We start from the raw sequence: 20,709 nt of genomic DNA on the forward strand, positions 1-20,709 counted from the left end.
ATTGTTTAGTCTTTTTTACTAAACAATCCAACTTCAGACAACTCCATTAAATACGGGTATTTACCGGTGTTGCGCGGGCGTTTTGCGGGCTGTTTTATCAGCGTTTTACTATACAATCGCCCGACCTGAACCCGTGCTGCCTCGCCTCGCGCGGCAGCTTCATTCGATGGCCACAACCATCCGCGACGTCGCCCGCGCAGCCAGCGTTTCGATCGGCACCGTGTCGCGCGCGCTCAAAAATCAGCCGGGCCTTTCCGAGGCCACGCGCGAACGCGTCGTCGAAGCGGCGCGCCAACTCGGCTACGATTCGGCGCAGCTGCGTCCGCGCATCCGCCGCCTGACTTTCCTGCTGCATCGTCAGCACAACAACTTCGCCGCGAGCCCGTTTTTCTCGCACGTGCTGCACGGCGTCGAAGACGCTTGCCGCGAGCGCGGCATCGTGCCGTCGGTGCTGACCGCCGGGCCGACCGAGGACGTGATTCACCAGATGCGCCTGCACGCGCCCGACGCCGTCGCGATCGCCGGCTTCGTCGAGCCCGAAACGCTCGCCACGCTGGTCGCGATGCAACGCCCGCTGGTGCTGATCGATCTATGGTCGCCGGGCCTGCGCTCGGTCAATCTCGACAACGCCGGTGGCGCCACCCTTGCGATGCGCCATCTGTTCGAGCAGCAGCGCAAGCGCGTCGCGTTCATCGGCGGCTCGCTCGCGCACTTCAGCATCGCCGAGCGCGCGCTCGGCTACCGCCGCGCGTTCTTCGAAGCTGGGCTGCTGTTCGACCCGTCGCTCGAAGTGAACATCGACGCCGGGCTCGATCCCGACACCGGCGCCGCGCGCGCGATGCAGCGCCTGCTCGATGCGCCGGGCCCGCGCCCCGACGCCGTCTTCGCATTCAACGATGCCGCCGCGCTCGCCGCGCTGCGCGTGTGCCTCGCGCGCGGCCTCAGCGTGCCCGACGACATCGCGATCATCGGTTTCGACGACATTCCCGCCGCCGCCCACGCCACCCCGCCGCTATCGACGATCGCAGTCGACAAGGAGGCGCTCGGCCGACGCGGCGTCGAACTGCTGCTCGAAGACTCGCCCGCCGAACTCGAAGTCCGCTTGCCCGTTCAACTCGTTGCCCGTGCCAGTACTTTGGTGAAAACGCCATGACGAAAACCGATCCGCATCACCCTTCCACCGACGTCGCGAAGGCGCCGCCGGTCACCAGCTTCCGCAAGCGCGAGTTTTTGCTCGCGCACATCGAGGACACGCTGCGCTTCTATGCGCCGAACGTGCTCGATCCGAGCGGCGGCTTCTACCACTTCTTCCGCGACGACGGTTCGATCTACAACCGGACCACGCGCCACCTGGTCAGCAGTTGCCGCTACGTATTCAACTACGCGATGGCATACCGTCAGTTCGGCGACCCGAAGCACCTCGAATACGCGCGCCACGGCCTGCGCTTTCTGCGCGACGCGCACTGGGACTCGCAGCACGAGGGCTACGACTGGGAAATCGAATGGCGCGACGGCAAAAAGCGCACGCTCGACGCGACGCGCCACTGCTACGGCCTCGCGTTCGTGCTGCTCGCGTACTCGCACGCGGCGATGGCCGGCATCGAAGAAGCGAAACCGATGATCGGCGCGACCTTCGAGCTGATGGAGCACCGCTTCTGGGACGCCGCCGCCGGCCTCTATGCCGACGACGCATCGGCCGACTGGCGCGTCAGCACGTATCGCGGGCAGAACGCGAACATGCATACCACCGAGGCGCTGCTCGCCGCGCACGAGGCGACCGGCCATCTGGTGTATCTCGATCGCGCCGAGCGGGTCGCGTCGAACATCACGCTGCGCCAGGCGAAGCTGTCGCAGGGGCTCGTCTGGGAGCACTTTCACGCGGACTGGTCGGTCGACTGGCATTACAACGAGGAAGACAGTTCGGACATCTTCCGTCCGTGGGGCTTCCAGCCCGGCCATCAGACCGAATGGGCGAAGCTGCTGCTGATTCTCGAACGCTTCCGTCCGCTGCCGTGGCTGCTGCCGCGCGCGATCGAACTGTTCGACGCCGCGATGACGCACGCATGGGACGAAGACCACGGCGGCCTCTACTACGGCTTTGGCCCCGACGGCACCGTGTGCGATCACGACAAGTATTTCTGGGTGCAGGCCGAAACGTTCGCGGCCGCCGCGCTGCTCGGCAAGCGCACCGGCAACGAGCGCTTCTGGGACTGGTACGACGAGATCTGGCGCTATAGCTGGACGCACTTCGTCGACCACAAGTACGGCGCGTGGTATCGCATCCTGACTTGCGACAACCGCAAGTACAGCGACGAAAAGAGCCCGGCCGGCAAGACCGACTATCACACGATGGGCGCGTGCTACGAAGTGCTCGCCCATGCGCTCGGCGAAGACGCGTCGGCTGGATCGACCGCGCCCGCCGCAGCGGTTTCAGCGGAGAAAGCACAATGAGCGCGACCACCGAACTCCCCGTTTTCGTGTCCGCCGGTGACATCCTCACCGATCTCGTGCGCACCGGCGCATCGCACTGGCTGTCGCGTCCGGGCGGCGCGGGCTGGAACGTCGCGCGCTGCGTCGCGCGGCTCGGCCTGCCGACCGCGTGCGCGGGCTCGCTGGGCGTCGATAACTTTTCCGACGAACTGTGGGACGCGAGCGTCGCCGCCGGGCTCGACATGCGCTTCCTGCAGCGCGTCGAGCACCCGCCGCTGCTCGCGATCGTGCATCAGACGCATCCGCCGGCCTACTTCTTCATGGGCGAGAACAGCGCCGATCTCGCGTTCGATCCAGCCAGGCTACCGGCCGGCTGGATGAACGCAGTGAAGTGGGCGCACTTCGGCGGCATCAGCCTCGCGCGTCAGCCGCTCGGCGATACGCTCGCGGCGCTCGCTGCCGAGTTGCGTTCGCACGGCGTGAAGATCAGCTTCGATCCGAACTATCGCAATCTGATGGAGCACGGCTACGAGCCGACATTGCGCCAGATGGCCGCGCTCGCGGATCTGATCAAGGTTTCGGACGAAGACTTGCGCATGTTCTTCAGGACCAGCGACGAAGCCGCCGCGCTCGCGCAATTGCGCGCGATGAATCCGGCCGCCACCGTCCTCGTCACGCGCGGCCCCGACGCGGCGATGCTGCTCGACGGCGCCGCGGTGATCGAGGCGAAGCCGCCGCGCGTCGAAGTGGTCGATACGGTCGGCGCGGGCGATGCGTCGATCGGTGGTCTGCTGTTCAGCCTGATGAGCGCGCCGCAACGCGGATGGCCCGAGCATCTCGCATTCGCGCTCGCGGCCGGCGCGGCGGCTTGCGGCCACGCCGGCGCGCACGCGCCGACGCTCGACGAGGTGGTCGCGCTGCTGTAAAACGCGGCTCTGTAATTCTGCTGCCTTGGGACGCGCGTAGCGTGACGGATGTCGAGCGCGTCGCGCGGTGCGAAGCCGCCCTGGGCGGGAACCGATCCCGCCACGCCGTGCTAGGATGAAAATATCGAAACCTTTGCGAAAAGGAGCGAGGCCATGGAGGACGTCACCTACACCAAAGGGATCTACACGGCCACTGCGTCGATAAGGGAAGTCGCACAGGACGCCTTTCAAGGTGTCGTCACCCTCGCGCGCGACGAGGGCGAACCCAGCGACGATCAGGAGACCACGCTCTACGAGGTCGACTCCACGTCGTCGACGCCGGGAGAAGCGCTCGAAGAAGCCAAAGCGCTCGCACATCGTATCCTCGGGGAAATCGAACTGTAGGCCGAACCAAGGGGCAGCGCGTCGCGCGTGCTCGCGCATCGGCGCGCCGCTGCGGGCTCGACCGGGTGGAGGCGATCATGGCTGAACAGCTGTTCCAATACGGCGTGTATTCGATTCACGTTCGTCCGCTCGAACTGAGCGGCGCGCGCTGGGACGCGGAGTACGAAATCCGTCATCGCGAGAAGGCCGTCAAGCCGTGGACCACGGTCGGCGGCGACGCGGGCTTTGCAGAGCAAGCGGAAGCGGTGGAAAGCGCGCGTCGGCAGGCCGTCGACGATATCGAGCATGGCGCGGGAATTCCGAAGCCGCACGTGTTTCCGTAAGCTTGTCGACGCGCTTTTTGAGGCCGCGTCGAAATGCGCCGTGGCGGCCTTGAGCGCTGCGCGTCGCCACGCAAGGTAACGCTGAGCTGTCAGCGATAGTCGCGCGTGTCTACGACCTTGGTGATCTTCCAGATTCCGTTTTCCTGGCGCAAAAACACGATATTGGTCTGTTTGTCTTTCGAGCCGAACGTAACAGCCACGAGCGCCACGCCGTCGAGCATGAAGACTGGATGCACCGCTATATGCCCGGACCAATCTTTCTCGTCGAAGTCTTGTACTTTCGTGAAGTACTCCGCATCTTCGGACAATTTGTTGGCCTGATATTGCTTTCGCAATAAATCGACGGTTGGTTTTACAACGTGCCTGTATATCTCCTTTTCCATGATCGGATAGTCTCGGTCTGCGGCCAGGCGCGGAATGAACCATGCGTAGAAATCTCTTACGCGGGTCTCGGGAGTTGCTTGTTCGGCGTGGGTCGGGTTTCCTGCATATGAGGTGCCGTTAAAACTCAGCAACAGCGTGGCAACAAAAATCGCCAGATATTTTCTCATGACATTTTAGATTATCTCGATCATATTTTGATTTAGAAATCATACAGCAAATCCAAAACAAACCAAGATATTTTATTATCTCGAAAACATTTTAAATAGAGATAGCTTTTTTGAATAAAAATATAGCCTTCGTCAATACCGTGCCAGTTACGAGGGAAATCAAGCTGATCGGCACGTTCTAGTCAATTGCATGAGTCTCGCGTCATGCTACGCTGTGCCTGTATTGATCCCCACGAGCGCGTGATGGCAAGCGAACCGTCAGACCGTTTTTCCACGCTCGGCGACCCCGACACCGACACGAGCGCGCCGAGGCGCCACCCGCGCGGCAGCCGCGAAATGCGTCTCGACGATCGCATGGTGATCGCGCACGGTATGCCGACGCCGTTGTGGCAAGACCTGTATCACCGCGCGCTCGGCGTGCGCTGGCCGGTGTTCTTCGTGTCGCTCGCGCTGCTGTTTCTGCTGCTCAACACCGTGTTCGCCATGCTCTACATGCTCGGCGACGCGCCGATTGCGAATCAGTTTCCGAAGGGCTTCGGCGGCGCGTTCTTTTTTAGCGTCGAAACGCTCGCGACGGTCGGCTACGGCGACATGCATCCGCAAACCGTCTACGCGCACTGGATCGCGACGCTCGAAATCTTCATCGGCATGTCCAGCATCGCGTTGGCGACCGGGCTGATCTTCGCGCGCTTTTCGCGGCCGCACGCGAAGATCATGTTCGCGCGCTATGCGGTGATCCGGCCGATCGACGGCCGCATGACGTTGATGGTGCGCTCGGCCAACGCGCGTCAAAACGTGATCGCCGAGGCACGCGCGCGGCTGCGCATCATGCGTCTGGAAACGTCGATCGAAGGCTTTACGCTGCGCAAGCTCTACGACCTCACGCTGGTACGCGACCAGCACCCGGTGTTCAAGCTCGGCTGGACGCTGATGCACATCATCGACGAAGCGAGTCCGCTGTTCGGCGAAAACGCCGAATCATTGAAGGGCCGCGACGTGTCGCTGCTGCTCACGCTCGAAGGCATCGACGAATCGACGTCGCAAACCATGCAGGCGCGCCACATGTGGACCTGCGACCAGATCGTCTGGCAGCACCGGTTCGTCGACATCATGAGCGAGCAAGACGGCGTGAGCCACATCGACTATTCGCACTTCGACGAGATCGTGCCGCTCGATGCGGCGCCGCTCCAACCGGACATCGCGGCGAACACCGCGCAGTAGCAATAGCCACAGTCCCATTCGACGCCCCCACGATACCCAGGGCATACCCGAAGCGCGCCGCCGCCTGGAAAATCCGGCTCAAAAGCGGGCCGAAACGCGCGAGTCATCGCGCCCATTCGCGCACGCCCGATTAAAGAAGCAATAATTCACTCCCGCGAGCGCTAAAAAATAGAGTCTCTTTCGCTGCGCGGTATCGGTGACCCCACCACCCGCGCGCCGAGCCAGAACATTGGAGACTCCCCCATGACCGCTCGCCTGCCCATCGACGGCACGCCCGCTCTCGCCGACTACAAGCTTTCCGACAATCTCACCGCGACGCGCGGCCGGATCTTTCTGACCGGCACCCAGGCGCTCGTGCGCCTCCCTCTGATGCAGCGCGCGCTCGACAAAACCCGCGGCCTGAACACCGCCGGCTTCATCAGCGGCTATCGCGGCTCGCCGCTCGGCATGGTCGATCAGCAGTTGTGGAAGGCGAAAAAACTGCTCACCGCGAGCGACATCCGCTTTCTGCCCGCGATCAACGAAGAACTCGGCGGCACCGCCGTGCTCGGCACGCAGCGCGTCGAAGCCGATCCCGAGCGTACCGTCGATGGCGTATTCGCGATGTGGTACGGCAAGGGCCCGGGCGTCGACCGCGCGGGCGATGCGCTGAAGCATGGCAACGCGTACGGCTCGTCGCCGCACGGCGGCGTGCTGGTGGTCGCCGGCGACGATCACGGCTGCGTGTCGTCGTCGATGCCCCATCAGAGCGACTTCGCGATGATGGCGTGGCATATGCCGGTGGTGGATCCGTCGAACATCGCGGACATGCTGGAATTCGGCCTGTACGGCTGGGCGTTGTCGCGCTTCTCGGGCGCGTGGGTCGGCTACAAGGCGATTTCGGAGACCGTCGAATCGGGCTCGACCGTCGATCTCGACGCGCTGCAAACCGAATGGACACCTCCGCAGGAATTCGAAGCACCAGCCGGCGGTTTGCACAACCGCTGGCCCGATCTGCCGAGCCTGACGATCGAAGCGCGTCTGCACGCGAAGCTCGACGCGGTGCGCCAGTTTGCGCGCATCAACAGCATCGACAAATGGATCGCGCCGAGCCCGCACGCGAACGTCGGCATCGTCACGTGCGGCAAGGCGCATCTCGATTTGATGGAAGCGCTGCGCCGGCTCGATCTGACCGTCGCCGATCTCGACGCGGCCGGCGTGCGCATCTACAAGGTCGGGCTGTCGTTTCCGCTGGAGATGACGCGCATCGACGCGTTCGTGTCGGGCCTGTCCGAAGTACTCGTGATCGAAGAGAAGGGCCCCGTCATCGAGCAGCAGATCAAGGACTATCTGTACAACCGCACGCAAGGCACGCGGCCGGTCGTGATCGGCAAGCACGCCGAAGATGGCACGTTGCTGCTGTCGTCGCTCGGCGAATTGCGGCCGTCGCGCATTCTGCCGGTGTTCGCGAACTGGCTCGCGAAGCACAAGCCGGCGCTCGATCGCCGCGAACGCGTCGTCGATCTGGTCGCGCCGCAGATCCTGTCGAACGCGGCGGACAGCGTGAAGCGCACGCCGTACTTCTGCTCCGGCTGTCCGCACAACACGTCGACGAAAGTGCCGGACGGTTCGATCGCGCAGGCCGGCATCGGCTGTCATTTCATGGCGTCGTGGATGGAGCGCGACACGACCGGACTGATTCAGATGGGCGGCGAAGGCGTCGACTGGGCCGCGCATTCGATGTTCACGAAGACCCGCCACGTGTTCCAGAATCTCGGCGACGGCACCTACTTTCACTCGGGCATTCTCGCGATTCGCCAGGCGGTCGCCGCGAAAGCGACGATCACCTACAAGATCCTCTATAACGACGCGGTCGCGATGACGGGCGGTCAACCCGTCGACGGCAGCATCTCGGTGCCGCAGATCGCGCGACAGGTCGAAGCCGAAGGCGTGTCGCGCTTCGTCGTGGTCAGCGACGAGCCCGAGAAATACGACGGTCATCACGGCCAGTTTCCGCAGGGCACGACGTTTCACCATCGCAGCGAGCTGGACACCGTGCAGCGCGAGTTGCGCGACACCGACGGCGTGACCGTGCTGATCTACGACCAGACCTGCGCGGCCGAAAAACGCCGCCGTCGCAAGAAAGGCGAATTCCCCGATCCGAACAAGCGGCTCTTCATCAATGAAGAAGTCTGCGAAGGCTGCGGCGATTGCGGCGTGCAGTCGAACTGTTTGTCGGTGGAACCGGTGGAAACCGCGCTCGGTCGCAAGCGCCGCATCGATCAGTCGTCGTGCAACAAGGACTACTCGTGCGTGAACGGCTTTTGCCCGAGCTTCGTCACCGTCGAAGGCGGCACATTGAAAAAGGCCGCGGGCGTCGCCTTCGATCCGCAGGCGCTCGCTGCCCAGGTCAACGCGCTGCCGATTCCCGCGACGCCACTCGATGCCGCGCCGTACGACATCCTCGTCACCGGAGTGGGCGGCACCGGTGTCATGACGGTCGGCGCATTGATCAGCATGGCCGCGCACCTCGAAGGCAAGAGCGCGTCGGTGCTCGACTTCATGGGCTTCGCGCAAAAGGGCGGCTCGGTGCTGTCGTTCGTGCGTTTCGCCGCGCGCGACGAATGGCTGAACCAGGTGCGCATCGACACGCAGCAGGCCGACGTGCTGCTCGCCTGCGACATGGTGGTCGGCGCGAGTGCCGATGCACTGCAGACGGTGCGGCATGGCCGCACGCGCATCGTCGTCAACACGCATGCGATTCCGAACGCGAGCTTCGTGCAGAACCCCGACGCGACGCTGCATGCCGATGCGCTGATCGACAAGATGCGTCACGCGGCGGGTGCAGAGCGCATGTCGACGTGCGACGCGCAAGCGCTCGCAACGCGTTTTCTCGGCGATACGATCGGCGCGAACATTCTGATGCTCGGCTTCGCATGGCAACTCGGTCTGGTGCCGGTGTCGTTCGCCGCGATGATGCGCGCGATCGAACTGAACAACGTCGCTGTGCAGATGAATCAACTCGCGTTCTCGATCGGGCGCATGGCCGCGGCCGATCCCGCCGCGCTCGAATCGCTGTGGCAGTCGCGACATGCGCCGAAGCCGAGCGTGCGAGTCGATACGCTCGACGAACTGATTGCGCATCGCGAAGCACGTCTGCTCGCGTATGGTGGCGCGCCTTATGTGAAGCGCTATCGCGCGCTGGTCGATGCGGCACGGCGCGCGGAATCCGCCGTCGATGCGGCGAGCGAGCTCGTGACGCGCGCGGTCGCGACGACGTTCTATCGGCTGCTCGCGGTGAAGGATGAGTACGAAGTCGCGCGTCTGCATACGGATGCCGCGTTCCGCGATGCGCTCGAAGCGCAGTTCGAAGGTGTCGCAGGCAAGGACTTCACGATCCGCTTCAACCTCGCGCCACCGACCCTTACGCGCCCGCAGCCCGGCGCCGTGCCCACGAAAAAAACCTATGGTCAGTGGATGTGGCCCGTGCTCGGCCTGCTCGCGAAATGGCGCGGTCTGCGCGGCACGGCGCTCGATCCGTTCGGCCGCACGCTCGAGCGCAAGATGGAGCGCGAGCTCGCGGGCGACTACGAAACCACGCTGCAACGCGCGCTGGCGAAACTCGACGCGAGCCATCTCGACGACGTCGCGAAACTCGCAGAACTGCACGCGCGCGTGCGCGGTTATGGGCACGTGAAGCTGGCCAATCTGGCGGGCGTCAAGCGTGGCGAGCGCGACCTCGCCGCACGCCTCGGCATCGATGCGGCGACCGGTGTCGCGGTGAAGAAGTCGCTCGAGGAAATGAAAGGCGCCGGGCAGTTGCGCGGCATTCCGGTGGTGGTCGCGAAGTAAGTAGGTTCGTTGCGCTGTTCGGCTCAAGTCGCGTCGAGCAGCGCCCGCACCTGCATCACCTTCACCGGATCGACGGGCGCGAGTCCGTTGCCGTTCACGCGCACGCCGGAGCCGAAATGGACGGCCTCGACGTGCGTGTTGCTGACGAAGTCCGCGACCGCATCGACCGTCAAGCCGGCACCGGCGAGCACCGTGCAAGGTGAGCCGTCAACCTGCCGCACCAGTTCGCTGACCACGGCTTGCGCCTGCAGCACCGACGGCTTTCCGCCCGACGTCAGCACATTCGTCACCGCCTCGAAGCCGAGCAGTACGTCGAGCGCTTCGCGTAGATCGCGCGCCTCGTCGAACGCGCGATGGAACGTGATCGCGAGTCCATCGGCAGCTTCGCACGCGCGCGCGAGACCGTCGCGGTCGATCGTGCGCTCGGCATCGAGCATGCCGATCACGATGCCGTTCGCGCCGGCCGCCTTCACCGCACGGATGTCGCGCAGCATCACCGCGTAGTCGTCGGCGTCATAGACGAACGAGCGGCTATGCGGCCGCACGATTACGTTCACGGGTATGCCAACCGCGGCTACCACTGCCTCGATCAAGCCCACACTCGGCGTCAAACCGCCCTCGCCCATCGCGGTCACGAGTTCGAGACGGTCGGCACCGGCTTGCGCGGCCGCACGCGCATCGGCGACGGTCGTGGCAATCACTTCGAGCAGCACGGACATGAGCGCAACCTGATTTCGATTAAAGCGACATCATGTCAGATGCGCGCGTCGCGTTCTTCCTCGACCCAGTCGATATCGCCGCACAGCACACAGGTCTCGCTGCCGACGCGCGTCGCCACCGACAGCGTCACGCACGGCAACGCCTCGTTGATCGACAGATACGGCCGTGTCACGTGCACGCGCTCCGGCGCATTGATCGCGACGCTGAAGTACGGCCGACGCAGCCAGTTCGCGCCCTGCGCGTCGGCGAGCGGCAGGAAGCGCGTTTCCTGCGCCGCGCGATCGGCGCGCAGCACGACGTTGCGGCCCGCCTGGCGGCCCTTCGCATCGAGCAGAAAACAGCGCGCCGCGTGATCGAGCGCGAGGAAATTCCAGCACACCTCGTCGAGCGGCTCACCAGCGGCGAGACGCTCCGCGGCGCGCTCGAACGCGCGCAGATACGGCGCGAGCCGGCTCGCGCTGCGCCGCTCGCGTGCCTCGGCCTGCTCGCGATAACGCTCGGTGACTTCGCCGATGCAAATCGCCGTGTGGATCGCATCGGCAATACCCGGACTCGGCCGGCCGAAGAAAAACCCCTGCACGAAGTCCGCATTGCAGGCGAGCGCCATCTGCGCTTCGTGCTCGGTTTCGACGCCCTCGATCAGCACGAGCTTGCCTGCTTCATGCAGCAGCGACACGAGCCCCGGCAGGATCGTCGCCATGTCGGCGCGATGCGCGGCGTGCGACAGCATGATGCGGTCGAGCTTCACGATGTCGGGATTCAGTTGCCAGATCCGCTCGATGTTCGAATGGCCGGCGCCGAAATCGTCGAGCGCGATCAGGAAGCCGCGCTCGCGGAACTCGCGCACCGCGTCGGCGAGTCGATCGAGATCTTCGGCGCTCTGCTCGAGCACTTCGAGCACGACGCGCCGCGGCGACAGATCTAGCCGCCGCAGATTCGCGAGCAAAGCGGCCGCGAGATACGGGTCGGTCAGCACGCCCGGATGCACGTTCAGGAACAACCATTCGCGCTCCGCGCCGAGCACCTTGAAGTTCTCCAGATGCAGCGTCTGCGCGAGCCGGTCGATCTGCAGCGCGTCGCCGAGGCGCGCGGCGTCGCCGAATACGTCGAGCGGCGACACCGCGCGATCGAGCGCGTCGTGTGCGCGCAGCAAGCCCTCGTAGCCGACCGCGCGCAAGTGCGACAGACTGAAGATCGGCTGGAACACGCTAGTCAGCGTCAGTTCGCCGTGCTGCACCGAATAGCGTCGAAGGCCCGAGGTCACCTCGACCTCGAAGCCGTGCGGCACGCCCGCCGCCCTGTCCTGTTGCGCAATCGTCATGCAATCCTCTCACGCGAGAACCGGTCGGTCAGAACGGGAACGGCAACGAGACCGACACCGTCTCTCAAAATGTGCGTCATCGTTACCGGTTAAGCAAGCTCCATGCGCACGCTGGCGCACACTGTGCTGTAATTCGCCCGAAAGATTGCACCGGCGACAGCGTTCGTGCGCCGCCCGGGGGCGTGGCGCGCACCGTTGCGGTGCGCGGATGGCCCCCCTTCATCCACCCGGAATACACGATGGAAATTGTCTTCACCGTTCTGATCCTGCTACTGGCCGTCGCCGCGTCCGGCGTGCTGACCCGCGCACTGCCGTTCAAGCTGCCGTTGCCGCTCGTGCAGATCGCGATCGGCGCGATGCTCGCGTGGCCTCGCCTCGATTTGCACGTCGCGTTCGATCCGGAAATCTTCATGCTGCTGTTCATTCCGCCGCTGCTGTTCGCGGATGGCTGGCGCATTCCGAAGCGCGAGTTCTTCATGGCGCGCCGCGCGATCCTGATGCTCGCGCTCGGCCTCGTGTTCATGACGGTGCTGGTCGTCGGTCACTTCGTGCACGTGCTGGTGCCGCAGATCTCGCTGCCGGTCGCGTTCGCGCTCGCCGCGGTGCTGTCGCCGACCGACGCGGTCGCGTTGTCCGGTATCGCCGGCAAGGGCAAGATTCCGGGGCAGCTGATGCATATCCTCGAAGGCGAGGCGCTGATGAACGACGCGTCTGGCCTCGTCGCGCTGAAGTTCGCGATCGCCGCCGCGCTGACCGGGGCGTTCTCGCTGCGCGCAGCGTCGGTTAGCTTCGTGATCATCGCGGTGGGCGGCCTCGCGGTCGGTGCAGCGGTGAGCGCGGTGTTCAGCTTCGTGTCCGCGCGTTTCCTGAATCTCACCGAGGAAGGCGATCCCGCGCCCGGCGTCGTGATGACGCTGCTGATTCCGTTCGCCGCCTATCTGACCGCCGAGCGCTTCGAGCTGTCGGGCATTCTCGCTGCGGTCGCGGCCGGCATGATGATGAATTACGCAAGCATCATGGAAAAGTGGCAGGTCGCCTCGCGAGTGCGGGCCACGAGCACATGGACGATGATCGAGTTCGTGTTCAACGGCATGGTGTTCATCATGCTCGGCCTGCAGTTTCCGCACATCCTCGGCCGCGCGCTGCTCGATGCGCATGAAACCAACGACGCGCAGGTCGTGCTGCTGATCGGCTATATCGTTGCGGTGGCGCTCGCGCTATATGCGATGCGCTTCGCGTGGGTGTGGCTGCTGCGCTGGTTCGCTAGCCGCGGCGCGACGAAACATGGCGTCGCGAACGCGGTGCCGGGGTTGCGCATGGTGTCGGTGACAACCGTGGCCGGGGTGCGCGGCGCGGTGACGCTCGCGGGCGTGCTGTCGCTGCCGGAGGTGCTGCCGAACGGCACGCCGCTGCCGGGACGCGATCTCGCGATCTTCATCGCGTCGGGCGTGATCCTGCTGTCGCTGCTGGTGGCGGTGGCCGCGTTGCCGCTGCTGCTGCGCGGCTGGCGGCGCGGCAAGGACCCGCACGCGGCCGAGGAAGCGCTCGCGCGCACGCTGGCCGCTCAATCGGCGATTCGCGCGATCGATCATCTGCACGACACCGAGTGCGCGGACCTCGATGAATCGGCTCAGGCCTATGCAACCGACGTGACTGCGCGCGTGATGGACCTGTACCGCCGCCGCCTCGCGTCACTCGACGACGACCAGGCGCCACGCGAACTCGCGCGCCGTGCCGATGCGCTCGAATTCCGCATGAAGCTCGCGGGGATGCGTGCCGAGCGCAAGACCCTGCTCGATTTGCGCGACACCCAGCGCATCAACGACGAGACGATGAACAAGCTGATGCGTGAAGTGGATCTGTCGGAGACAGCGCTGACCGCGCGCAAAAGGTAGGAGGTCGCTGCTGGATCAGGCTCGGCACCTGCGCTCGAAACGCCGGTGCCGGTAGAAGAAGCTCAGGCAATCGGCCCTTGCGTTGGCTTCCTTCTCAACAGCGCGTACAGAATGATCGCGCCGAACGTCGCGGTGCCGATGCCGCCGAGCCCGAAGCTGCCGAGCTTCAGCGAGAAGTCGCCGGCGCCGAGCACGAGTGTGACTGCCGCGACGATCAGGTTGCGGTTATCGGAGAAGTCGACTTTGTTGACGACCCAGATGCGTGCGCCCGTCACCGCGATCAGGCCGAACACGACGATCGACACGCCGCCCAGCACCGGTCCCGGAATCGTCTGGATCACCGCGCCGAACTTCGGCGAGAAGCCGAGCACGAGCGCGATCAACGCGGCGATCACGAATACCAGCGTCGAATAGATCTTCGTGACCGCCATCACGCCGATGTTTTCCGCGTACGTGGTCACGCCGGTGCCGCCCGCGAAGCCCGACACGATCGTGGCGAGCGCGTCGCCGAGAAACGCGCGGCCAATGTAGCGGTCGAGGTTCTGGCCAGTCATCGCGCTGACCGCCTTGATGTGGCCGAGGTTTTCCGCGACGAGGATCACCGCGATCGGCGCGAGCAGCGTCATCGCGTGCGGGTCGAACACCGGCGACATGAAGTGCGGCATGCCGAACCACGCGGCGTTCGCGACGATCGAGAAATCGATCGGCTTGCCCATGCCGAGGCCGTTCGTGACGATCGCGTAGATGACGTAGGCGAGCAGCAGGCCGACCAGGATCAAGAGACGCTGCAGCATGCCGCGCGTGAATACCGCGACCGCGCCGACGCACAGCACCGTGACGAGCGCCATCCACGACTCGAAATTGCTGCCGCTCACGCCATGCACGGCGATCGGCGCGAGGTTCAGACCGATCACGCAGACGATCGCGCCGGTCACGACCGGCGGCATCAGCGTTTCTATCCAGCCCGTTCCCACCGCCGCCACGATCAGACCGATCACCCCGTATGCAACACCGCACGCGATGATGCCGCCCAACGCGACCGGAATGTTCGGATTCGCTCCGTGTCCGCCGTAGCCGGTGACCGCGATCACGAGACCGATGAACGCGAAGCTCGAACCGAGATAGCTCGGCACGCGCCCGCCGACGAGCACGAAGAACAGCAGCGTGCCGATCCCCGACATGAAGATGGCCAGATTCGGATCGAAGCCCATCAGCAGCGGCGCGAGCACCGTCGAGCCGAACATCGCGACGACGTGCTGGACGCCCATCGCGAACATCTGCGGCCACCCGAGCCTCTCGTCGATGCCGACGATGCCGCCCTCGGCGGCGGCAGGCTGGCGGCGCCAGCGGGGGAAATAGGATGCGGCCATCGCGGGGATTCTCCTCTGGGTCGGCGTGGTGTGTGCCGATCACGCGCTGCGGCGTGGGTCCGGCGAAATTACGCGCGAGTTTACGGAGAGCAATAAGGGCTGGCAAGCAGGCTATGAAGCGGGCCATGAAGCGGGCCGACAAGCACGGCCCGGGTGCGCGTCACTTCGCGCCGCGCGCGTCGATGTCCGGCGTCACCGCGGAGGCGGCCCGCGAGGAGTTGTCCGTCGCCGCGCCGTAGGCCATCACTCGATTGCGGCCGGCATCCTTCGCGCGATACAGCGCCTGGTCGGCGGCGTCGACGAGTGCGCGGCTGGTCGCGAACGCCGCGTCCTGCGCCGTTACTGCTCCGGCACTCACCGTCAGCACGTGATGCGTGCTGGCCACGTGGCGGCATTGCAGCGCCTGCACCGCCGCGCGGATCTGCTCGGCGATCCGCTGCGCGCCCGTCGCATCCGTGTCCGGCAGCAGCACCGCGAACTCCTCGCCGCCGAAGCGGGCGGCCGTGTCGCCCGGACGCCGCGCGTTCTGCGCGATGCAGCGCGCGACGCCAATCAGCGCTTCGTCGCCGGCCGAATGACCGTACAGGTCGTTGAAGCCCTTGAAGTTGTCGACATCGATCAGCAGCAGCGACAGCGGCCTGCCGTTGCGCTGTGCGCGTCGCCATTCGTCGTTCACGTGCTCCTCGAAGGTGCGGCGGTTGTTCAGGCCGGTCAGCCCGTCCGTGCGCGCCAGTTCGCGCAGCTCTTCCTCGGCCGCGCGGCGCAGACGCAACTGGCGTGAGAACAGGATCGCGAGCGCGATGATCGTCACGTCGAGCGCGACGATCAGCGTGCCGATGACCCATGCGCGCCGCCGCCATTGGACGTAGATGTCGCGCGTGGACAGCGCGACGTCGAGGATCAGCGGAAAGCCGTCGATATGGCGGAACGCGTACCAGCGCTCGACACGGTCGATCGCCGCGGTGCCGAAGAAGTCGCCGCTCGGCTGCTTGACGAAGCGCGAGAAGTTGGCCGTGCCGGTCAGGTTGATGCCGATCGTTTTCGGGTCGTAAGGACGGCGCATCAGCATCGTGCCGTCGCTGAGCATCAATGCCATCGAGCCGCTCGGCCCGAGCTTCATGCCGTCGAACAGCCGATGGAAATACGTGAGCCGCAGCGTGCCGACCACCACGCCACCGAAGCTGCCGTCCGGCCTCGAGATGCGCCGGCTGAGCGCGATGCGCAGGTCCTCGTCGGTGCCGTTCCGGCTGAACGGGCGGCCGATGTACAGGCCGACGTCGGGCGAAGCGCGCTGTGTCTTGAAGTAGTCGCGGTCGGCATGGCTCTGTTCGCGCGGCGGCCATGCGCGTGAATCGAAACGCACGTTGCCGTTCTCGTCGAGCACGAATACCGAGCCCATGTCCTGTGCGCTGATCGAGCCGTCGAACAGCACCATCTGGCGGATCGCCGGCGGCAGATCGAGGACGCCCGGCTGCTTCAGTCCGTCGATCACCGCGCGCAACGACAGGTCATAGATCTCGAGATTGCGCGACACGTCACGCTGGACCAGCAGGGATATGTTGCCGATGGAGTCTTGCGCGCGGCGCAACGCATCTTCGCGCATCTGTGCGAGCAGCGACACGGCGATCGCGAGGATCGCGCCGGCCAGCAAGACGCTGATCGCAATCACGTTGTTCGGTCCGCGCGTCAACATGCGTTTTTGGTTTTTGGCTTGCGCTGAAGGTGGCGCGTGAAAGGGCGGCCGCGTCCCGGCAGTACGGTTAATTACGCGGCCTACGAAAGCGTTAGCGTAGCAGACGTGGCGCATCGGCAAACGTTTGCATAGACGGATTTTCGCCTGAATGCGCAAAATCGGCGCGTCGGAAGCCCCGTCCGACGGGGGGTTGCGCCTGATCGCTGGGTTATCCAGGCGTCGTCCGATTATTCGGATAGCAAATGCGTATCGGATGGATAGTTGGCCTCTTCACTTGGTATTCAATCGAGGCTGTCACGTTCAAACGTTGCGTGCCACCAGACCGCTCTCCCAGTTGTGTAGCCAATCGCTAGCCGCGAAAGCCAGGCGGCTCCCTGTTTTTGATAATGCCGGGCCTTGTCGGTGAAAGATGGCATCGCTACTCATCGGATTGCGGTGAGCATCGCGTCCGGCTATTTTGTGAGGAGGAGGATCGAACTCCCGACCTTCGCATTGCGAACGCGACGCTCTCCCAGCTGAGCTACCCCCCCAACGAAGCGTTAAATCAAGGGGTTAGCGTTATGTGCCCCCGTTCGTCGGACTGGCTTGTCACCCTGCTGTCACCCTTGGAGCAGTGATGGCAACCATTCGACAACGCAACGACCGCTGGCAGGCGATCGTGAAACGCATCGGCTACCCGACCCAATCGAAGACGTTCACCCTCAAGAAGGACGCGGAGAAGTGGGCGCGACTGCAGGAACGCTCTATCGACGCCGGAGAGTGGATCGAGAGACCCCAGGAGCGCCAGACAACGCTGGGAGAACTCCTCGACCGGTACGCGAAGGAGGTGAGCAACGGCAAGCGGGGCAGCCGCGCCGAATCCTACCGGATCGAAACCTTCAAGAAGAACAGCCTCGCGAAGCATGCACTTTCCACCATTACGCCCCAGATGGTCGCAGCCTGGCGCGATGCGCGTCTGAGCGAAGTCTCGTCGGGGACCGTACTGCGGGAAATCCAGCTGCTTGGGCACGTTTTCAGCGTCGCCATCCGGGAATGGGGCGTTCGAATTCCAAGCAACCCTGTCGGCCTCATCAGGAAGCCGAAATCCGGCAAGGCGCGGGACCGTGTACTGACGGCACCGGAAAGGGCCGCACTCATTTCCGCCTGCAATCAGTGCCAGAACGCGTGGGTCAAGCCCGTCGTCGTCTTCGCGCTGGAGACCGCAGCCCGACGCGGCGAAATCCTTGCGCTGCTATGGAAAGACGTCGATCTGGCGCATCGGACCGCCACGCTACAGGTGACCAAGACCGGACAGCCGAGAAGGATTCCGCTTTCGGCCACGTGCGTTGGCATGCTCGAAGCCCTGCCCCGCAACGTTGATGGACACGTCTTCCCCGTTTCCATGGAGGCAGTGAAGCAAGCCTATGAGCGAGCGGTTGCAAGGGCCGGTATCGCGGATTTCACTTTCCACGACCTGAGACATGATGCGCTGACACGGCTGGCGAAGCGGGGCCTTACTGTTCTGGAGCTCCGAGCCATTTCCGGCCACACGACCGCGAATATGCTGCAACGGTACGTGTCGATTGACGCTGGCGAGCTGGCGATCAAGCTCGGCTGAACGTCTCAGACTCGCATGGCCCGTCGCCAAACTGGGGCGGGTCAATTCAGCATTAGCCCGCTAACCCTCGTCTCGTGGCCCTTGCGTTGTGAAGTCGATTTTGACGATAAAGGCGGAGCGGCGAAACGGCGCCGTGAATGCGACGAAGCACCAATCAAGACGACCGGACGCGGCGAGAGTCAACAACTCCTGAAACCGGCCCTCGGTCATATCAACGACTCCCTGCATTTCCGGTTTGACCGATATGAACGCCCCAACGTTTGGGACTTCGACGTTGCCAAGCTCGGGCTCTTCGGTCGGAGAGACCTGGATCAGAAATCGGGTCACCTCGCCCACCGGTTCGGTGAACTCCCCCTCGATCAGAATGGTCGCGCGGCTCTCTCGCACTGGAGGCCGACCCCGAGGCCGATCCGCACGCTCCGAGATACTCGCATGCCAACTCGTGACGCGCCCGTACCGGCTGAGGAGCTCGCGCCGCCCACGGTGCTGATGCCTCGTCGCGCCCATGATGTAGATGATGGTAGAAGCTTTCGCGACTATAAGCCCTACCACGCACCACCATTGGCCATTCAGAAGGCCCCAACAGCAGATTCCAAGTTACCAGACGGAGAAAGGGTCACCGCAGGTGCTACGCCGCGACGAAGCCACCGCTGTCATTTTCAGTCCCATACTCCCGGCTTGCATGTAAAGTGCGCACGTTGACCGTTTGCACGATCAGGGACGCTCACGTCCCGAAGAACTGCTGGAGTAGTGATAAATATGCCGACGCTTGCAAATTCCCACGTGGCGCCCCCGAAGTCGTGGGATGAATTCGAAGATATCGTATGTTCCGCCGCCAAAAACCGCTGGCAGAATCCCGACTTTACGAGGCATGGACGCCAAGGTCAAAGTCAGGACGGCGTCGATGTTTACGGAAAAGACGATAAGGGACAGACGGTCGGTTTGCAGTGCAAGAACACCTGGTCGGGAGTCAACGAACATACCGTGGAGGACGAAGTCAGGAAAGCGGAGGCGTTCAAGCCAACGTTGGCAAAGTTGTACATCGCCACAACGGCTCCCACCGACAAAAAGATTCAGGAATTTGTGCGCTCCACTTCCGAAAAGCGCCGCGCGGCGAATCACTTTGAAGTCGAAATTTTGTTCTGGAATGATGTCTGGCACGATCTCACGCTCGAGGAGGAGCGCGTCTACCAGCATTTCCCGCATTTGCGACCGACGATGTCGGCGGTGCCGCAGAAGCCACCTCACGACCTCCGCATATTTGATGAATTCCAGTCGATCTTCGGCTTTGAACCAGCCGTTCGACTTCTGAGGGATCACGACTTCGGGGGCCCGTTTCTCCGTAAGTCTATCCAGCCACTTTTTGAATTCGTGGAGACGTGGGATCAGCCCGAAAAGGAATTTCTGGATCCGGAGCTTCAGACTGCCCTAGCAAATCTGTATCGTGCAGCGTACGAGATGTCTGATCATCTAACGGAGAAGACTGTGCCGGTGGGGAATGGTGAGCAGGCTTCAGTGTTTCCGGACTCGCTCCGAGCGGTTGGGCCGCGTCCTGACTGGGTAAGAGAAGACGCTCGTGTACTGAATGAACAGGCCAAGATGTTCGTCCCAATTTACGAGCAATTTTTTCGGTTGTGCCGCACAAAGCTACTACGGTAGCTGTGCCCCCATTTGCTTGCGGCCTGTACAGGGACATATTGCAAATCTGATTGGCAAGAGTAATCCATAGGGGATACGACGCCGTGAGGTTCAAGGAAGGAGTATGCCATCGGCGCGACGCAGACAGGAAAGACCGTCACCTGAGCATGCGCCCCGCCCTGTGGCACCATGGCGTCCTTGTGGTGATAAGAATCTCGGCCGATTTCAACGAAAAACATGTGGGCCGCAATATCATTACCTTTCTCTTTTCGCAACCGCGATCCACAAGGTCCAGCCCTACATTGAGTGCAACCAGTTCCGAATTTTTCGATACGATCGTGGTTCCCGCACGGGAAGGGGGTTTTCAGAAGTGTTCATCGGAGAGAACTGCTGGTATTCGATTCGGATAAGCGCGAAACACATACCGAAGTTGAAGCACATTGTTGCATACAGGGTCGCACCGATCGCGGCGATTACCCATATTGCAGAAATCGAATCGATTGAGCCACGGGGTAACACAGGCAAATACGCGATCATCTTCAAAACCCCCGCATCCACAATCGGTCCCATCTCCGACTTGAAAACAGTGATGTGAACATGCAGTCGGCCCGTTACGCAATCCGGGACAAGTTGGTAAAGGCAACAAACCTCGACGACATCTGGGCACCGTAGCGGGAAAGCGTAGGCAACGATTCCACAGTTCCGCCATCCATTCCCGCGACTTCCCTCCATGCTTCTCTATCACATGCCGCGATCCACCGCCTTGCACATGTCATACACGGTCAGCAGTCCGACCTGCACGGCCTTAA

General features: G+C 63.6%; 16 protein-coding genes and 1 pseudogene. 10 read left to right on the plus strand and 7 right to left on the minus strand.

Annotated features, from left to right (window positions below):
- Window positions 1-166: 166 nt before the first annotated feature.
- The 5 genes from AB3X94_RS06355 to AB3X94_RS06375 all read left to right on the plus strand — a co-directional run bounded on the left by AB3X94_RS06355 (window position 167) and on the right by AB3X94_RS06375 (window position 4,063).
- Window positions 167-1,153: a LacI family DNA-binding transcriptional regulator gene (locus tag AB3X94_RS06355; RefSeq protein ID WP_176383809.1), complete on the plus strand. Its 987-nt coding sequence runs from the start codon at window positions 167-169 to the stop codon at window positions 1,151-1,153.
- Window positions 1,150-2,451, plus strand: coding sequence for an AGE family epimerase/isomerase (locus AB3X94_RS06360; protein WP_368611064.1), 1,302 nt, complete (start codon window positions 1,150-1,152; stop codon window positions 2,449-2,451). The genes AB3X94_RS06355 and AB3X94_RS06360 overlap by 4 nt, the downstream gene beginning before the upstream one ends.
- Window positions 2,448-3,356, plus strand: coding sequence for a carbohydrate kinase (locus tag AB3X94_RS06365; RefSeq protein ID WP_368611065.1), 909 nt, complete (start codon window positions 2,448-2,450; stop codon window positions 3,354-3,356). The genes AB3X94_RS06360 and AB3X94_RS06365 overlap by 4 nt, the downstream gene beginning before the upstream one ends.
- Before the next feature lie 153 nt (window positions 3,357-3,509).
- Window positions 3,510-3,740 (plus strand): hypothetical protein, encoded by a 231-nt coding sequence (locus tag AB3X94_RS06370; protein ID WP_176109740.1) that lies wholly within the window; start codon window positions 3,510-3,512, stop codon window positions 3,738-3,740.
- Window positions 3,741-3,817: 77 nt separating this feature from the next.
- Window positions 3,818-4,063: a hypothetical protein gene (locus tag AB3X94_RS06375; protein WP_176109741.1), complete on the plus strand. Its 246-nt coding sequence runs from the start codon at window positions 3,818-3,820 to the stop codon at window positions 4,061-4,063.
- An 89-nt stretch (window positions 4,064-4,152) separates the two neighbouring features.
- Here the strand turns inward: AB3X94_RS06375 and AB3X94_RS06380 are convergent, their stop codons facing one another.
- Window positions 4,153-4,614: a DUF3828 domain-containing protein gene (locus AB3X94_RS06380; protein ID WP_368611066.1), complete on the minus strand. Its 462-nt coding sequence runs from the start codon at window positions 4,612-4,614 to the stop codon at window positions 4,153-4,155.
- A gap of 243 nt (window positions 4,615-4,857) precedes the next feature.
- On the opposite strand from AB3X94_RS06380, the gene AB3X94_RS06385 reads away from it, so the two are divergent.
- Together AB3X94_RS06385 and AB3X94_RS06390 are read left to right on the plus strand one after the other, a co-directional pair.
- Window positions 4,858-5,835, plus strand: coding sequence for an ion channel (locus AB3X94_RS06385; RefSeq protein ID WP_368611067.1), 978 nt, complete (start codon window positions 4,858-4,860; stop codon window positions 5,833-5,835).
- Window positions 5,836-6,078: 243 nt separating this feature from the next.
- Window positions 6,079-9,666 carry an indolepyruvate ferredoxin oxidoreductase family protein gene (locus tag AB3X94_RS06390; protein WP_368611068.1) on the plus strand — a complete coding sequence of 1,196 codons (3,588 nt, stop codon included), beginning with the start codon at window positions 6,079-6,081 and terminating at the stop codon, window positions 9,664-9,666.
- A gap of 23 nt (window positions 9,667-9,689) precedes the next feature.
- Here AB3X94_RS06390 and AB3X94_RS06395 read toward each other — a convergent pair whose 3' ends face one another.
- The gene (locus tag AB3X94_RS06395) at window positions 9,690-10,385 is read right to left on the minus strand and encodes a copper homeostasis protein CutC (RefSeq protein ID WP_368611069.1); all 696 of its coding nucleotides are present in this window, start codon (window positions 10,383-10,385) and stop codon (window positions 9,690-9,692) included.
- Window positions 10,386-10,420: 35 nt separating this feature from the next.
- Window positions 10,421-11,707 (minus strand): EAL domain-containing protein, encoded by a 1,287-nt coding sequence (locus AB3X94_RS06400; RefSeq protein ID WP_368611070.1) that lies wholly within the window; start codon window positions 11,705-11,707, stop codon window positions 10,421-10,423.
- A 239-nt stretch (window positions 11,708-11,946) separates the two neighbouring features.
- Here AB3X94_RS06400 and AB3X94_RS06405 point away from each other — a divergent pair, with 239 nt between their 5' ends.
- On the plus strand, window positions 11,947-13,602 hold the full coding sequence (locus tag AB3X94_RS06405) for a Na+/H+ antiporter (RefSeq protein ID WP_368611071.1): 1,656 nt from the start codon (window positions 11,947-11,949) through the stop codon (window positions 13,600-13,602).
- 62 nt (window positions 13,603-13,664) lie between these two features.
- Here AB3X94_RS06405 and AB3X94_RS06410 read toward each other — a convergent pair whose 3' ends face one another.
- Window positions 13,665-14,972, minus strand: coding sequence for a solute carrier family 23 protein (locus AB3X94_RS06410; protein ID WP_368611072.1), 1,308 nt, complete (start codon window positions 14,970-14,972; stop codon window positions 13,665-13,667).
- Window positions 14,973-15,132: 160 nt separating this feature from the next.
- The gene (locus tag AB3X94_RS06415) at window positions 15,133-16,665 is read right to left on the minus strand and encodes a diguanylate cyclase (RefSeq protein ID WP_368611073.1); all 1,533 of its coding nucleotides are present in this window, start codon (window positions 16,663-16,665) and stop codon (window positions 15,133-15,135) included.
- Between the two features lie 616 nt (window positions 16,666-17,281).
- Between AB3X94_RS06415 and AB3X94_RS06420 the strand changes: the two genes are divergently transcribed.
- Complete coding sequence (locus tag AB3X94_RS06420; protein ID WP_368611074.1) at window positions 17,282-18,262, plus strand: tyrosine-type recombinase/integrase; 981 nt, start codon at window positions 17,282-17,284, stop codon at window positions 18,260-18,262.
- 60 nt (window positions 18,263-18,322) lie between these two features.
- Here the strand turns inward: AB3X94_RS06420 and AB3X94_RS06425 are convergent, their stop codons facing one another.
- Window positions 18,323-18,649, minus strand: a complete 327-nt coding sequence (locus AB3X94_RS06425) for a hypothetical protein (protein WP_368611075.1) — start codon at window positions 18,647-18,649, stop codon at window positions 18,323-18,325.
- Between the two features lie 372 nt (window positions 18,650-19,021).
- Between AB3X94_RS06425 and AB3X94_RS06430 the strand changes: the two genes are divergently transcribed.
- Window positions 19,022-19,921, plus strand: a complete 900-nt coding sequence (locus tag AB3X94_RS06430; RefSeq protein ID WP_368611076.1) for a hypothetical protein — start codon at window positions 19,022-19,024, stop codon at window positions 19,919-19,921.
- A gap of 723 nt (window positions 19,922-20,644) precedes the next feature.
- Here AB3X94_RS06430 and AB3X94_RS06435 read toward each other — a convergent pair.
- Window positions 20,645-20,704: pseudogene (locus AB3X94_RS06435) on the minus strand (cyclic pyranopterin monophosphate synthase MoaC); the annotation flags it as partial.
- Between the last annotated feature and the right edge of the window lie 5 nt (window positions 20,705-20,709).

It is taken from the genome of Paraburkholderia sp. BR10923 (assembly GCF_040948765.1).
Lineage (GTDB): Bacteria > Pseudomonadota > Gammaproteobacteria > Burkholderiales > Burkholderiaceae > Paraburkholderia > Paraburkholderia youngii.